Raw genomic sequence first — 14,260 nt, 5'->3', positions numbered from 1 at the left:
TACGGTTACCAAAAGGTTAATCCCCACTATGTCCGACCAGGTCGTCACTCGTTTTGCCCCCTCGCCCACCGGTTTCCTGCATATCGGCGGCGCGCGGACCGCGTTGTTCAATTGGCTTTATGCGCGCGGGCGTGGCGGCAAGTTCCTGCTTCGGATCGAAGACACGGACCGCGAACGCTCAACGCCTGAAGCGACCGCCGCGATCCTTCAGGGCATGGAATGGCTTGGACTGGACCACGATGGCGATGTCATCAGCCAATTCGAAGGGGCTGCCCGTCACGCCGAAATCGCGCATCAGTTGCTGGCCGAGGGCAAAGCATACAAATGTTTCTCGACACAGGATGAAATCGCTGCATTCCGTGAACAAGCACGGGCTGAAGGGAAATCAACCCTGTTCCGCAGCCCGTGGCGAGACGCCGATCCTTCGACACATCCGGACGCGCCTTTTGCTATTCGCATCAAGGCGCCTCAGGACGGGTCGACCGTGATCCGCGACCAGGTTCAGGGCGACGTGAGCATCCACAATGATCAGTTGGATGACATGATCCTTCTGCGGTCGGACGGAACACCCGTCTACATGCTGGCAGTGGTTGTGGACGATCACGATATGGGTGTTACCCACGTGATCCGCGGTGACGATCACCTCAACAATGCCGCGCGGCAGATGATGATATACGAAGCAATGGGCTGGGACGTTCCGGTCTGGGCACATATCCCGCTGATTCACGGGCCTGATGGCAAGAAACTGTCCAAACGCCACGGTGCACTTGGGGCGCAGGAATATCAGGCCATGGGTTATCCCGCCGCCGGAATGCGCAATTATCTGGCCCGGCTGGGCTGGAGCCATGGTGACGACGAGTTTTTCACAGATGAACAGGCAAAGGAATGGTTCGATCTGGATGGGATCGGCAAGAGCCCCGCGCGGTTCGATCTGAAAAAGCTTGAAAACCTGTGTGGACAGCACATCGCAATCTCGGATGATGCTGCGCTGCGGCAGGAGATCGAAGCATATCTGACCGCAGCAGATCTGAAGCCCCTTACGGAAACACAATCCAGTGATCTGGAACGTGCGATGTATTGCCTCAAGGATCGGGCCAAAACCTTCCCAGAACTGATTGAAAAAGCTCATTTTGTATTGACAATCCGACCAATCGTTCCGGATGAAAAGGCAGCAAAGGCACTAGCATCTGTATCCGATGGTATACTGACGGAATTGACGCCGCAGCTGCAAAATGCTAGCTGGTCGCGGAACGAACTGGAGGAGGCCCTGAATTCCTTTGCCGAGTCAAAGGAGCTCAAGTTCGGCAAGCTGGCCGGTCCGCTGAGGGCCGCTCTGGCGGGTCGTACCGTTACGCCTTCGGTTTTTGACATGATGCTTGTGCTGGGACGGGAAGAAACCCTGGCGCGGCTTTCTGAAGCAGCGAAATAACCCAAGTTTCATAAACGGGTAACGCTGCTCCGCTAACACCCGGACTGCGCGTCCACGCGCAGTCGTTGCCCGTATCACCGGAGGTTTCTCTGGCGTACGCATGAATGAAGAAGGGACAACCATGACTGAAAGCAACAAAACAGCCACTCTGACCGTTCACGGCAAAGAGTATGAGTTGCCTATTCATTCTCCGACCGCTGGTCCGGATGTCATTGATATTCGAAAACTATATAGCCAGGCTGGCGTTTTTACCTACGACCCCGGCTTCACTTCGACAGCAAGCTGCGACAGCACTATCACCTATATCGACGGCGAAAAAGGCGAGCTGCTGCACCGCGGTTATCCGATCGACCAACTGGCCGAGAAATCGCACTTCCTCGAGGTCTGCTATCTTCTGTTGTACGGAGAGCTGCCGGCGGCGAAGGATCTGGAGAAGTTTGAAACCACGATCACCCGACACACCATGCTGCACGAACAGATGCAGTATTTCTATCGTGGTTTCCGTCGTGACGCACATCCGATGGCCATCATGGTTGGTGTAGTCGGCGCGATGTCGGCCTTTTATCATGATTCAACTGATGTCGCCGACCCGCGGCAGCGTGAAATTGCATCGCATCGTCTGATCGCCAAGATGCCGACAATTGCTGCGTGGGCATATAAGTACCATACAGGTCAGCCCTTCGTATATCCGCGCAATGATCTGGACTATGCGTCTAACTTTCTGCGCATGTGCTTCAGCGTCCCTGCCGAGGAATATGAGGTCAACCCGATCCTCAGCCGCGCCATGGACCGGATTTTGACCCTGCACGCGGATCACGAGCAGAATGCTTCGACATCTACAGTACGTCTGGCCTCGTCGTCGGGCGCGAACCCGTTTGCCTGTATCGCCGCTGGTGTTGCCTGCCTTTGGGGTCCTGCCCACGGTGGCGCCAACCAAGCGTGCCTGGAAATGCTGGAAGAGATCGGCACTGTTGATCGCATTCCCGAATATATCGCACGGGCCAAGGACAAAGATGATCCGTTCCGCCTGATGGGCTTTGGCCACCGTGTCTACAAGAACTTCGATCCACGCGCCAAGGTCATGAAGCAGTCGGCAGACGAGGTTCTGGATCTTCTCGGCATTGAGAACAACCCGAAACTTCAGGTCGCCAAGGAGCTGGAGAAGGAAGCACTGGAAGATCCGTATTTCGCCGAGAAAAAGCTGTTCCCGAATGTCGATTTCTACTCGGGCATCATCCTCGAAGCGATGGGTTTCCCGACCTCGATGTTCACGCCGATCTTTGCCCTGTCGCGCACCGTTGGGTGGGTCAGCCAGTGGAAAGAGATGATCGCAGATCCTCAGAACAAGATCGGGCGTCCGCGCCAACTGTATCTAGGCGAAACACTGCGCGATTACGTCGATATCGAAAATCGCTGATTGGCGCATGTAAGCAGTCTATTCCAAAGGCCCTGGTTCAACCGGGGCCTTTTTTTGGGGGTTAGAGCAATGGAAGTTCGAAAAACGGTATTCAATCGTAAGGCAGCACAATAAATTGGGGCGCATGACCTCAGAACAGGCTCATCTGATCTCCGGGCTGCGGTGGCACCGCAAACAGGTCGCAGCGCAACGGGGCCGACTTTACGGACAACCCCAGACGCTTGCAGGACTTCGAAAACCTTTGAGCGATGATTCCCGCGTACTCACCCTCGCCCCGCATTCTGTGACCCCAACGCGGATCGTAATCCCGCCCACCATGCATTTCCCGCAGTTTGGACATGATCTTTTCCGCTCTTGAGGGCTCATGGCCGGCAAGCCAGTCCTGCCAAAGCTGCGAAACCTCACGCGGCAAGCGCAACATGATCCAGCTGGCGGCATCTGCACCGGCTTCCTTTCCGGCTTCCAACAGGTTTTCCAGTTCATGATCCGTCAGTCCAGGCACAATGGGTGACGTCATCACACGCACCGGAACACCGGCTTCGTTCAGTGCCCTGATCACACGCAAACGACGAGGCGGTGACGGCGCCCGAGGCTCCATGCGGCGGGAAAGGTCAGCGTCCAGAGTGGTCAGTGAAATACCAACGCGCACCAGCCCCCGACCGGCCATGTCGGCGAGCAACTCAAGATCGCGCTCAATCAGAGCTCCCTTGGTGACGATTGCAACCGGATGGTTAAATTCACGCAGCACCTCAAGACATGCTTTTGTAATCATATGCTTTTTCTCAATCGGCTGATACGGGTCTGTATTTGTACCAATTGCAAGCGGTGCCACTTTGTAAGACTTGGCGGACAATTCCTTGCGCAGAACACTGCTCATGTTGGGCCGCGCGATCAGACGCGTTTCAAAATCCAAACCGGCAGACAGGCCCAGATAGGCGTGGCTTGGCCGCGCAAAGCAGTAAACGCAGCCATGTTCACACCCTCGATACGGGTTGATCGAACGATCGAAGGGCAAATCGGGGGATTTGTTGTAGGTAATAGCGCTGCGAGCAAACTCTTCACGCGTCTCGGTTCGAAGAAATGGCAGTGCCTCGGTGTTATCCCATCCGTCATCAATTGCCTCGGTGGCGAAGCGTTCGAACCGACCAGATTCGTTCGACGCTGCGCCTCTTGCCTTGATTGGTTGCGTTGCACTCATAACATTCACTTGTTCGCTATTTGTTCCCAACTCGAACATAGGCACACTAAAGGGTTTGCGCAAGCAATCCCAAATCTCCAACCAAAGAGAACGAGATGAAGGGAATACAGGATAATCTTGCAGACTTTTCTATCGAGCCACCCCATTTTTTGTCTTATAGGTCGGTCCCGAAACGACCGACGTCGCAATCGTCACAGTCAGGATGCGACGTTTTGGCCAAAACGGAAAAAATGCCACCACGGGCCTATAGCCCGCCCAGCACAGGGAATACCCCATGTCCGACGAAGAAGACATCGTCCTGTCCGAACTGAATGACGACGAACTGGTCGAGCAGATGTTCGACGATCTCTATGACGGCCTGAAGGAAGAGATCGAAGAAGCCACCAATATCCTGCTGGAACGGGGATGGACGCCTTATGACATTCTGACCAAGGCTCTGGTCGGTGGCATGACCATCGTGGGCCATGACTTCCGCGACGGCATCCTGTTCGTGCCCGAGGTTCTGCTGGCTGCGAACGCCATGAAAGGCGGCATGTTCATCCTCAAGCCGTTGTTGGCAGAAACCGGCGCACCGCGCGTCGGCAAGATGGTCATCGGCACCGTAAAGGGCGACATCCACGACATCGGCAAAAACCTTGTGTCGATGATGATGGAAGGCGCAGGCTTCGAAGTTGTCGATCTGGGAATCAACAACCCGGTCGAAAACTATCTGGAAGCGCTGGAAAATGAACAACCCGATATCCTGGGTATGTCCGCCCTGCTGACCACCACCATGCCATACATGAAAGTGGTCATCGATACGTTGGTCGAGCAAGGCGTTCGCGACGACTACATCATTCTGGTCGGCGGCGCACCGCTTAATGAAGAGTTCGGCAAGGCCATCGGCGCAGACGCCTATTGCCGCGACGCTGCTGTTGCAGTGGAAACTGCCAAGGAATTTGTTGGCCGCAAGCACAATCAACTGGCTGGGTAAGACCCGTAAGATCCTGATTGAAAGGCCGCCCGATCCAGGGCGGCCATTTCGATTCAGGGGCGTTTCTTCATCAGACGATGAGGATTATCCGATTTTAAACGAAAGCGGGTCTAATAAAACGAGGTATCCTAATCCAAGGGGGTCTCGTGCCAACTACGTTCACAGTCATTTCGCTCGGCAATCTTGCCGATATCGACAGTTCCGAAGGCAACACCATAGCCGAGAACGCCTCGGCGCTCGTGGCGCGAACCTTTGGCGGATCGGGCGAACCGCTGGCTCACGACAGCGCCACCTGGAGCGCGGTCGGCAATCCGGGTTCGATCTACAACATGAACAACATGTCAACCAATGATCGGTTTTCGATCGATGGCGGGCCGCCGCAGACATTCGATGGCACTTCGATTTACAACGCCACGATCACCTGTTTTGATGGATCAACAACCAAGATTACCGCAGTCGTGGCGCAGGATGTGGATGGCAACACCTATCTGATGCCGGAATTCTCGGACAATTCAGACCAATCAGCTTTGGAGGCTGGCCCTGTCCGCTCGATCACATTCAACAGTCTTGCCGGAAACCGGTATTCAGGCCTGACAGCCCGTCGCGAGGATTGGGACCTGGTTCCCTGCTTTACACCCGGTACGCTGATCCGCACTGATCTGGGCGAGCGGCCGATTGAAACCCTGTCCCTTGGCGACAGTATCGAAACCCATGATCATGGGCTGCAAACCCTGCGCTGGATGGGGCGGCGATCCGTCAAGGCAACGGGTCCGCATGCGCCTGTTCTTTTCAAAGCTGGTGCGGTTGGAAACACGTGCGATCTTCTGGTGTCGCAGCAGCACCGCATGCTGATCAGGGATTGGCGTCTTGAGCTACATACCGGTCATTGCGAAGCACTGGCACCTGCCAAACATCTCGTGAATGGGTCTGACATCGTTCTGCGACCCGGAAGGATGGTGACTTACATCCATTTGCTGTTCGACCAGCATGAGCTACTCTGGGCACAAGGGTGCCTGAGCGAGAGCCTTCACCCCGGCGCGCAAATCTGGAACAGTCTCGACATTGCCGCACGGCAAGAGATCCAGTCGCTGTTTCCGGACCTGTCGCTGAATGGCATCGCTGCGTACGGACCGCTGGCCCGGCCCCTGTTGGCGGCGTTCGAGGCGCATGCGTCGGCGGCCTGACATGAGATGTCGGATCGGGGCTTGCCCAATGGCCGCAATCATCCTCCTATGGAAACAGCCCCGAAGGATGCCAACTGATGTCAAACGAATCTCTGCCAGATGATGCAAGCCTGACCACAAAGGGCTATGACGATGTGGGCAAGGGCAGCATCCTATTGATCGCTTGCGGCGCTCTTGCGCGGGAAATACTGGACATCAAAACGCGAAATGGCTGGGATCACATGGCTCTGACCTGCCTGCCGGCGATCCTGCACGTTCACCCGGAACGGATCACGCAGGCCGTGGAAGACGCAGTGGCCAAGCATCAGGGCAATTTTGACAAGATCTACGTCGTGTACGCCGATTGCGGGACCGGAGGTCTGTTGCAAACGGCCTGCGAGAAACTGGGGGTCGAAATGGTGAAGGGACCGCATTGCTATTCCTTCTTCGAAGGGAATCAGGCCTTTCAGGACCGTGGAGAAGACGAAACAACGGCCTTCTATCTTACAGATTTTCTGGCCCGGCAATTCGACGCTTTTGTATGGAAGCCCCTTGGATTGGATCGCCACCCGGAACTGCGTGACATGTATTTCGGGAATTACACCAAACTGATCTATCAGGCCCAGATCGACAGCCCGGACCTGACGCAACGCGCCCGCGAATGTGCAGACCGAATGGGACTGGAGTTCGAACGCCGGTTCACCGGTTACGGCGATCTGGAAAACACGTTATCAGACTGGGCAAACCGCCCAAGATGAATCAGGCATTTTCCTGTGCGACCTGTCGGATGCGTTCGATCATCGACCGCAGACCGTTTGAGCGCTGAGCGGACAGGTGGTCGTTCAGCCCAAGGCGTGCCAGTTCAGCCCCTGCATCAACTTTGGGAACTTCGGCTACCGGCAACCCGTTGTACAAAGACCGAAGAACCGCGATCAGCCCGCGCACGATCAGTGCATCGCTGTCGCCATCAAACTTGAAGACACCGGACTCAATCATCGGATGCAACCAGACCTGACTGGCACATCCATGCACCTTTGTCGCCGGAACCTTGAACGCGTCGTCCAGAGGCTCCATCGCCTTGCCCTGCTCGATGACATGGCGATACCGGTCTTCCCAATCCTCGAGAAATTCGAAATCCTCGACAATCTCTTCAAAGGCGGGCGTGGCCATGATGCGGTGGTCCTTCGGTTACATTCATAATTGTGACGTAAGCCGACGACCAGCTACTGTCCAGCCCCCGCGGTGGCTTTTCAACGCGAAGAAATTGCGCTAACCCATTGCCTGAACTCGTGTGAAAGTCTGTGGGTCCATGCAAAAATCTCTGTCCGTTCTCATCATCGCCACGCTGACCCTGACTGCCTGCAGCAGCTGGCGTGATTCTCGGGTAAACCCGTCGAACTGGTTTGGATCCAGCAGATCTGTTGATGCCGATACCCCACGCGATCCGAATGCCGCCGACGCACTCGTTCCTCAGCAAAGCGAAGGTACCGGTCTGTTTTCACGCCCCGATGCCGAAGACACCAGCATTCCAATTGGTCAGATTGACGAATTGCGCATCGACCCAACACCCACCGGCGCGATCATCTATGCGTCCGGCACGGCTGTCCGACAGGGGGCGTACGATGCGCGTCTGGTTCCTGTTGAATCGGACGAAAACCAGAAAAAAGGAACACTGGAGTTCGTATTCCGCGTGACCTACCCCAGCTATGAGACACCGCAAGGGTCAGAGCGTACACGGATGGTATCAGACGCCATCAATGTCTCGAAACAGGAACTGGAAGGTATTCGTCTGGTCCGTGTGGTTGGGCAACAGAACGCTCTGGAATCACGGCGCCGGTAAGCGCCGTTAAAGCGTAACCACCTTGACCGACTGCCCTTTGGCCGCCAAGGCAATTTTTCCTTCACACAGCTTGAGCGCGTCCTCGCCGAAGACCTCGAACCGCCAACCGGACATCGCCGGAAGATCGCGCTCACCGGCCGCGATCTGATCCAGTTCCGAGCTTGTGGCGATCAATTTCGCCGCCACACCAGAGCTTTCGGTTTTGGATTTAAGAAGAACCCGCAACAGGTCTGACAGTGCCGGGTTGACCTTGAGCTTGTCGCGCGAATTGTCGACCTTCGGTAATTTGTCGGCCGGGCAATTCACGCCACGCTGGACTGCGGCCAGAATACCTTCGGCAATCGCTCCTTTGCGGGCTTCGCGCAGCAAAAGGCGGGATCCGCCCAAATCCGAATGCGTTTTGGGTTTGGTCGAAGCCAACTCAACCAAGGCATCGTCCTTGAACACACGGTTCCGGGGCACGTTGTTTTCCTGTGCGTAGGCTTCTCGAAACTGCGCCAGTTCGCGCACGATAGCCAGAAACTTGGCCGAGTTCGTACGCGTCTTTACCCGTTTCCAGGCCTCTTCGGGACGGATGTCATATGTGGCGGGCTGTGTCAGCGTCCGCAGTTCTTCGGCAACCCAATGGCTGCGCTCTGTCTTTTCAAGTTCTGCGGCCAGGTATTCATAGATCCCGCGCAAATGCGTCACGTCTGCCAGAGCATAGTTTTTTTGAGCATCAGTCAGAGGACGACGGGACCAGTCGGTGAACCGAGAAGTCTTATCAACGCCCTGCTTGCAGATTTTCCGGACCAGAGTTTCATAGCCAACCTGTTCGCCAAAGCCACACACCATCGCTGCGACCTGTGTGTCAAACAGTGGCTTGGGAAAAACACCGGCTTCGACCCAGAATATCTCAAGATCCTGACGGGCAGCATGGAACACCTTAACTACGTCTTCGTTCCGGAACAGGTCATAAAGCGGTTCAAGCGACAGGCCATCGGCAAGCGGATCAACCAGAACCGCGCTGTCTTCATCCTCGGACGGGACAGCCAATTGCACCAGGCACAATTTGGAGTAATAGGTCCGCTCGCGCAGGAATTCGGTATCAACTGTGATATAGGGATTGTCTGCAGCGGCCTTGCAGAAATCGGCCAGCTCTTGCGTCGTCGTCAGGGTTTTCATGCGCCGTACTAGAATCGCTCTTGTTTTTGTGACTGCCCGTTATTGTCGTCGTCCCGAGCGTTGTCGACGACCATAGGCCGATTTTTATACGGGTGTAAATCACCCAGAACGTGTTCAGGGCAACAGGACTGGCGACCTGTTGCCTTCTGCAAAGCGCCGCAACACTTCGGGGTACAGTTTATGCTCCCACACCAACACCCGCGCAGCCAGCGACTCTGGTGTATCTTCCGTTTCAATTGGAACCCGCGCCTGGCCCAGAATCGGACCGTCATCCAGCGCCGCCGTCACCTCATGCACCGAGCAGCCGTGCTCTGAATCCCTGGCCTCAATCGCGCGCGCATGAGTGTGTAACCCTTTGTATTTGGGCAATAATGAAGGGTGAATATTCAGCATCCGACCTTGAAATCGGGACACGAAATCTGCTGTCAAAACCCGCATGAAGCCAGCCAGACAGACAATGTCAGGCTGCGCCTCTTGCAGGGGCTTCAGAAGCTCGGATTCAAACGCGATGCGATCCCCCCTGAACGGGCGATGATCAACCACTGCGGTCGGAATGCCACGGTCCGCAGCTTTTTTCAGCCCGCCAGCCTGCGCATCGTTGGAGAGCACCAAACAAGGCCGCGCCGGATGATCTCCGGTCATGCTGTCGACCAGCGACAACATGTTCGACCCGCCCCCGGAAATCAGGATCGCGACGCGCTTGTGACTCACAGCAGTTTGCCTGAATAGGCAACACCGGGCGCTTCGGTGACGGTACCGATCCGAGCGACGGTTTCACCAGCATCCGTCAACAGGGCCGACAGGTCATCAGCCTTGTCCGCAGCGCACACGACAATCAGGCCAATGCCGCAATTGAAGGTCTTGAGCATTTCCGCCTCTACGATGCCACCGGTCTCTGCCATCCAGTTAAAGACGGGCGGCAACCGCCAGCTGTCCAGATCGATCTCGGCCCCTAACCCTTCGGGCAGCACACGCGGAAGATTTTCGGTCAATCCACCGCCGGTGATATGCGCCAGCGCGTGTACACCACCCGCACGAACCGCAGCCAAAGCCGGTTTTACGTAAAGGCGTGTGGGCGTCAGCAGCGCCTCACCCAGAATCCCCTCACCAAAGGGCGACGGCGAATCCCAGCCCAGACCGGACAGCTCGACCAGCTTACGCACAAGCGAATAGCCGTTGGAATGCACCCCGTTCGAGGCCAGACCCAACAACACGTCCCCGGATTGAACGCCCGCAGGCAGATCTGCGCCGCGTTCCATCGCACCAACCGCAAAACCGGCCAGATCAAAATCTCCATCTGGATACATGCCCGGCATCTCGGCGGTTTCACCACCGATCAAGGCACAGCCGGACTGTGCGCATCCGTCGGCAATCCCTTCGATGATCCGTGCCGCCGTATCGGTATCCAGCTTACCGGTTGCGAAATAGTCGAGGAAGAACAGCGGCTCGGCCCCCTGGCAGATCAGGTCATTGACGCACATGGCCACCAGATCGACCCCGACTCCGTCCACGACACCAGTATCGATCGCGATCCGCAACTTGGTGCCCACACCATCCGTCGCACCTACCAGGATAGGGTCTTGGTATCCGGCAGCCCTCAGATCGAACAGTGCGCCGAATCCGCCCAGGCCGCTCATCACACCGGGTCGGTTGGTCCGCTTGGCGGCGGGCTTGATCCGATCGACCAGGGCATTCCCCGCGTCGATATCCACACCTGCATCGGCATAGGTGATTCCGTTTTTACCCGCTGTCATGTTCGGTCCCTCAAGAAAGCTTTGCGGGCGGGTTATTCGATTGTGGCGTTTGTTGCAACGGTCAGGCTTGACGCGGCTGTTCACCGTGATACCCAAGGCGCCTAGGCGGGCCTGTAGCTCAATTGGTTAGAGCAGAGCGCTCATAACGCTTTGGTTGGGGGTTCGAGTCCCTCCGGGCCTACCATTTCGCCGAAACATCAGGATCAGCTTTTATCGCCTGCACGCGAATGCGTTGCCTCATTCACTCGATTCTTCGATTCCGAAATACGCGTCGAACTTTTCTTGTGTCACTTGCCACTCAAAGGAATAGCCGTCGCGCCCACCAAAGCTGTAATTCTCGTGACTGCCGGACAGGTCCGGATCTTGATGCACCGCAGCCAAATACGTTTCAAAATCCGCAGGATCGACCCAGAACGAAGCATCCATGATCATCATGTAATAGTCGAAGGCAACAGGTTCATCGAACTTGCCAAAATCATTCTGCAAATAGTCCAGCATTTCAGCACAAAAAATCGCCATATTGGCACGCACCTGAACCGGCAGCGGCGCAAGATCCTCGTCGCCATCAACTACTTCCTGCTGCGACGCGTACCACAACTCGGACGCCAGCGACTCAACAAGGTCGGACCGCAACCATTTCAGACAGGTATCGCCTGAACCGATAAAGCCGATCAGACGTTCGACCCGTCTTTCATCGGTTTCTTCATACCACTGCCAAAGTGGCAGCAAGGCCGCAATTGTTGCGCAACCAACGAACCCCTTTTCGGCCAGTTTTACGAATCCTGCGATAACCATCTCATGCGTCCCCCAAAAATGAAAAAAATATGGGAACAGGATGCCATGGACAGACAAATTAGCAAAATTGAATTCAATACACAGACATAATGGGGATTTATCGGCCTATGATTACATCCGCGCACAGCCCGCCCAGACGTTCGCTTTTGCCCAGACGCAAAGTACCGCCGTGCGCGCGTGCGACATCGGCCACAATCGCAAGACCCAGGCCAACGCCACTGCCCTGATTCTGATTGCGTGCCGGGTCGAGACGCGTGAATGGCTTGACCGCTTCAGTACGCTGGTCCGCCGGTATACCGGGGCCGTCATCCTCAACGCGGATTCGCATCGATTTCGCGTTCAGAAACAGGCTGACCTCGGCCCGGCTGCCATAGCGAACGGCGTTTCCTATCAGGTTTTCGACCGCCCGGCGCACAGCCATGGGGCGCAGCATGACTGTACCCTGCCCTTCGACCGCAATCAGGTCTGCCTGATGACCGGTCCGTTTCGCGTCATCTACGATCTGGCGGAGAAATTCATCCGGTCGGACCTCTTCCGTCGATCCTTCGGCGGCCCCACGCGAAAATTCCAGAAACGCATCCAGCAAGGACTGCATTTCAGTCACATCCTTTTGCAATGGTGCGGCCTCATCTTCGGGCAACATCGACAGTCCAAGCTTCAGACGAGTCAACGGAGTACGCAGATCGTGACTGACACCAGACAGCATCAACGTCCGCTGCTCCATCTGGCGTTCGATCCGGGATCGCATATCCAGAAACGCGTTACCCGCCGCGCGTACCTCGATTGCTCCGCCGGGTGAATACGGAACGATTCGCCCCCGCCCGAATGCCTGCGCCGCATCGGCGAGGCGCGTAATGGGACGCAATTGGTTTCGCATGTAAAGAAACGAGATCGTCGTCATGATGACCGCAAAGAACACCATGGTGACAATCAATTGATGCGGAGCCGCAGGCGACAATCTGCGCCGATCAAATGTCAATTGCAGCAGGCCCAGATGCGTATCCAGGTAAACCCGAGCCTCCTTGCTGCTGGGCAAAGCGACGGCGACGAGATCGGGCAGCCAGAGATGTAGTTCAGATTCGACCTGTGGTGCGATGAAGTCATACCATCGCCGCGCGCCGATCGCAGGCTCTTCGTTAACGCCAAGAAATCTGGCCTTCATCTCAAGGGCCTGCAAATCGGGACGAATCGGCGCCAGCGCCTGTTGTTGTGTTTCCGCGCCCTCGATCATTGTCGTGATCAACGTCACCTCACGGGATGCCGCGCGCGTCATCTGGCCGGTGACATCCTCAAGATGCTTTTGAAGGAAAGCGATACCCACGACCAGCAACAGCACGATCACAGGCAAAACCAGGATCAGCGCCGCCCGGGCGTAAAGACTGCGAGGCATATAAGGTTTGAGCCAGTGCGAAGACATGCGCTAAACCTAGCGGGCTGCCCGGACAAGAGGAAGAGCACAGAATGCCATCACCAGATGATTTCAATCCACCCGTTGGAAAACCCGAGGAACTGCACCCGGGTTTGCGGCGTATTCTGGCCCCGAATCCCTCTCCGATGACTTATCGTGGCACCAACACATACCTGCTGGGTGATCGCGACATCGCGGTCATCGATCCAGGCCCAGCAAGCGAAGCACATCTGGGCGCGATTCTGGATTCCTTGGCGCCGGGTCAAAGGATCAGCCATATCATTGTCACACATACGCATGTGGACCATTCACCTCTGGCGGCTCCGCTGGCGGCGCGCACGGGGGCAGTGATTTATTCCTATGGTGGGCCCGAGGCAGGACGCAGCGCCGTCATGACCGATCTTGCCGCGCAGGGGCTGACTGGCGGCGGCGAAGGAATCGACAGCACGTTTCGCCCGGATGTCGAAGTGGCGGACGGTGAGTTCATCAATGGTGACGGATGGCAGCTCGAAGTCATTCACACTCCGGGCCATCTGGGCAATCACATTGCCTTGGCCTGGCAGAACATCTGTTTCACAGCGGATCATGTCATGGGTTGGGCCAGCTCGTTGGTGTCCCCTCCGGATGGTGATCTGACCGACTTCATGGCTGCCTGCCATCGGCTGCGCGCGCGCGACTGGTCGGTTTTCCACGCGGGCCATGGTGCACCGATCACCAGCCCTGCCGAACGTTTGGACTGGCTGATTGCGCATCGCCAGACCCGCGAGGCCCAGATCCTGAGCGCGTTGGAAGATGCAGACGGGACAGCTCGGCATCTGGCTGAGCGCATCTATACGGATACGCCAGCGGCATTGTTGCCAGCGGCCGAGCGAAATGTTTTCGCTCATCTCGTTGATCTGACTGGGAAAACCAAAGTGGCGCCCATTGGCCCACTGTCGGTTGCATCTGTTTTTCGACGGTTTCTCTAAAACAGCAAAAATTTTTGATCGTTCTCTTACTTAACCACTGGACGTCTGGAATCGGGGTTGCTATACGCGCCTCAGTTCCGGCGTAGCTCAGCGGTAGAGCAGTTGACTGTTAATCAATTGGTCGTAGGTTCGATCCCTACCGCCGGAGCCA

At 56.4% G+C, this 14,260-nt stretch carries 14 protein-coding genes and 2 tRNA genes; 9 read left to right on the top strand and 7 right to left on the bottom strand.

The features are described from left to right. Positions 1 to 28 precede the first annotated feature (28 nt). Positions 29 to 1,429 (top strand): glutamate--tRNA ligase, encoded by a 1,401-nt coding sequence (gene gltX / locus AC2FFA_RS19010; RefSeq protein ID WP_496852792.1) that lies wholly within the window; start codon positions 29 to 31, stop codon positions 1,427 to 1,429. Between the two features lie 121 nt (positions 1,430 to 1,550). After that, entirely contained in the window at positions 1,551 to 2,846 is a 1,296-nt protein-coding gene (gltA, locus tag AC2FFA_RS19005) for a citrate synthase (protein WP_117872740.1), read from the top strand. A gap of 130 nt (positions 2,847 to 2,976) precedes the next feature. Here the strand turns inward: gltA and AC2FFA_RS19000 are convergent, their stop codons facing one another. Further along, complete coding sequence (locus AC2FFA_RS19000; protein WP_496852791.1) at positions 2,977 to 4,044, bottom strand: PA0069 family radical SAM protein; 1,068 nt, start codon at positions 4,042 to 4,044, stop codon at positions 2,977 to 2,979. 274 nt (positions 4,045 to 4,318) lie between these two features. On the opposite strand from AC2FFA_RS19000, the gene AC2FFA_RS18995 reads away from it, so the two are divergent. The 3 genes from AC2FFA_RS18995 (at position 4,319) to AC2FFA_RS18985 (ending at position 6,938) form a co-directional block, all read left to right on the top strand. Continuing rightward, positions 4,319 to 5,017, top strand: a complete 699-nt coding sequence (locus AC2FFA_RS18995; RefSeq protein ID WP_496852789.1) for a corrinoid protein — start codon at positions 4,319 to 4,321, stop codon at positions 5,015 to 5,017. A 146-nt stretch (positions 5,018 to 5,163) separates the two neighbouring features. Next, on the top strand, positions 5,164 to 6,201 hold the full coding sequence (locus AC2FFA_RS18990) for a Hint domain-containing protein (protein WP_496852788.1): 1,038 nt from the start codon (positions 5,164 to 5,166) through the stop codon (positions 6,199 to 6,201). A gap of 77 nt (positions 6,202 to 6,278) precedes the next feature. Further along, positions 6,279 to 6,938: a DUF1638 domain-containing protein gene (locus AC2FFA_RS18985; protein WP_299893660.1), complete on the top strand. Its 660-nt coding sequence runs from the start codon at positions 6,279 to 6,281 to the stop codon at positions 6,936 to 6,938. A 1-nt stretch (position 6,939) separates the two neighbouring features. Here the strand turns inward: AC2FFA_RS18985 and AC2FFA_RS18980 are convergent, their stop codons facing one another. Then, the gene (locus AC2FFA_RS18980) at positions 6,940 to 7,350 is read right to left on the bottom strand and encodes a SufE family protein (RefSeq protein ID WP_117868838.1); all 411 of its coding nucleotides are present in this window, start codon (positions 7,348 to 7,350) and stop codon (positions 6,940 to 6,942) included. Positions 7,351 to 7,489: 139 nt separating this feature from the next. Between AC2FFA_RS18980 and AC2FFA_RS18975 the strand changes: the two genes are divergently transcribed. Beyond that, positions 7,490 to 8,020 (top strand): hypothetical protein, encoded by a 531-nt coding sequence (locus AC2FFA_RS18975; protein ID WP_117868837.1) that lies wholly within the window; start codon positions 7,490 to 7,492, stop codon positions 8,018 to 8,020. A gap of 6 nt (positions 8,021 to 8,026) precedes the next feature. Here AC2FFA_RS18975 and rnd read toward each other — a convergent pair whose 3' ends face one another. The 3 genes from rnd to purM all read right to left on the bottom strand — a co-directional run bounded on the left by rnd (position 8,027) and on the right by purM (position 10,938). Continuing rightward, entirely contained in the window at positions 8,027 to 9,184 is a 1,158-nt protein-coding gene (gene rnd, locus AC2FFA_RS18970; protein ID WP_117868836.1) for a ribonuclease D, read from the bottom strand. Between the two features lie 114 nt (positions 9,185 to 9,298). Continuing rightward, the gene (gene purN, locus AC2FFA_RS18965) at positions 9,299 to 9,895 is read right to left on the bottom strand and encodes a phosphoribosylglycinamide formyltransferase (RefSeq protein ID WP_496852787.1); all 597 of its coding nucleotides are present in this window, start codon (positions 9,893 to 9,895) and stop codon (positions 9,299 to 9,301) included. After that, complete coding sequence (gene purM, locus AC2FFA_RS18960) at positions 9,892 to 10,938, bottom strand: phosphoribosylformylglycinamidine cyclo-ligase (RefSeq protein ID WP_496852786.1); 1,047 nt, start codon at positions 10,936 to 10,938, stop codon at positions 9,892 to 9,894. The genes purN and purM overlap by 4 nt, the downstream gene beginning before the upstream one ends. Before the next feature lie 107 nt (positions 10,939 to 11,045). Between purM and AC2FFA_RS18955 the strand changes: the two genes are divergently transcribed. After that, positions 11,046 to 11,122: transfer RNA gene (locus AC2FFA_RS18955), tRNA-Ile, on the top strand. Between the two features lie 53 nt (positions 11,123 to 11,175). On the opposite strand, the gene AC2FFA_RS18950 is transcribed toward AC2FFA_RS18955, so the two are convergent. Both AC2FFA_RS18950 and AC2FFA_RS18945 read right to left on the bottom strand, forming a co-directional pair. Further along, positions 11,176 to 11,733: a hypothetical protein gene (locus AC2FFA_RS18950; protein WP_117868833.1), complete on the bottom strand. Its 558-nt coding sequence runs from the start codon at positions 11,731 to 11,733 to the stop codon at positions 11,176 to 11,178. 97 nt (positions 11,734 to 11,830) lie between these two features. After that, entirely contained in the window at positions 11,831 to 13,150 is a 1,320-nt protein-coding gene (locus AC2FFA_RS18945; protein WP_496852784.1) for an ATP-binding protein, read from the bottom strand. A 44-nt stretch (positions 13,151 to 13,194) separates the two neighbouring features. On the opposite strand from AC2FFA_RS18945, the gene AC2FFA_RS18940 reads away from it, so the two are divergent. Next, entirely contained in the window at positions 13,195 to 14,109 is a 915-nt protein-coding gene (locus tag AC2FFA_RS18940) for an MBL fold metallo-hydrolase (RefSeq protein WP_496852782.1), read from the top strand. A 76-nt stretch (positions 14,110 to 14,185) separates the two neighbouring features. Further along, a tRNA-Asn gene (locus AC2FFA_RS18935) sits at positions 14,186 to 14,260 on the top strand.

This window comes from Ruegeria sp. YTSB088 (assembly GCF_059609825.1).
This window is presented reverse-complemented; position numbering and strand designations above follow the sequence as displayed.

Bases quoted from the DNA above. Each gene is read 5' to 3' on its own strand.
- AC2FFA_RS18975 (WP_117868837.1), top strand. From the start codon at position 7,490: ATGCAAAAATCTCTGTCCGTTCTCATCATCGCCACGCTGACCCTGACT.
- rnd (WP_117868836.1), bottom strand. From the start codon at position 9,184: ATGAAAACCCTGACGACGACGCAAGAGCTGGCCGATTTCTGCAAGGCC.
- AC2FFA_RS18985 (WP_299893660.1), top strand. From the start codon at position 6,279: ATGTCAAACGAATCTCTGCCAGATGATGCAAGCCTGACCACAAAGGGC.
- AC2FFA_RS18950 (WP_117868833.1), bottom strand. From the start codon at position 11,733: ATGGTTATCGCAGGATTCGTAAAACTGGCCGAAAAGGGGTTCGTTGGT.
- AC2FFA_RS18945 (WP_496852784.1), bottom strand. From the start codon at position 13,150: ATGTCTTCGCACTGGCTCAAACCTTATATGCCTCGCAGTCTTTACGCC.
- AC2FFA_RS18980 (WP_117868838.1), bottom strand. From the start codon at position 7,350: ATGGCCACGCCCGCCTTTGAAGAGATTGTCGAGGATTTCGAATTTCTC.
- AC2FFA_RS18940 (WP_496852782.1), top strand. From the start codon at position 13,195: ATGCCATCACCAGATGATTTCAATCCACCCGTTGGAAAACCCGAGGAA.
- AC2FFA_RS18995 (WP_496852789.1), top strand. From the start codon at position 4,319: ATGTCCGACGAAGAAGACATCGTCCTGTCCGAACTGAATGACGACGAA.
- gltX (WP_496852792.1), top strand. From the start codon at position 29: ATGTCCGACCAGGTCGTCACTCGTTTTGCCCCCTCGCCCACCGGTTTC.
- purM (WP_496852786.1), bottom strand. From the start codon at position 10,938: ATGACAGCGGGTAAAAACGGAATCACCTATGCCGATGCAGGTGTGGAT.
- AC2FFA_RS19000 (WP_496852791.1), bottom strand. From the start codon at position 4,044: ATGAGTGCAACGCAACCAATCAAGGCAAGAGGCGCAGCGTCGAACGAA.
- gltA (WP_117872740.1), top strand. From the start codon at position 1,551: ATGACTGAAAGCAACAAAACAGCCACTCTGACCGTTCACGGCAAAGAG.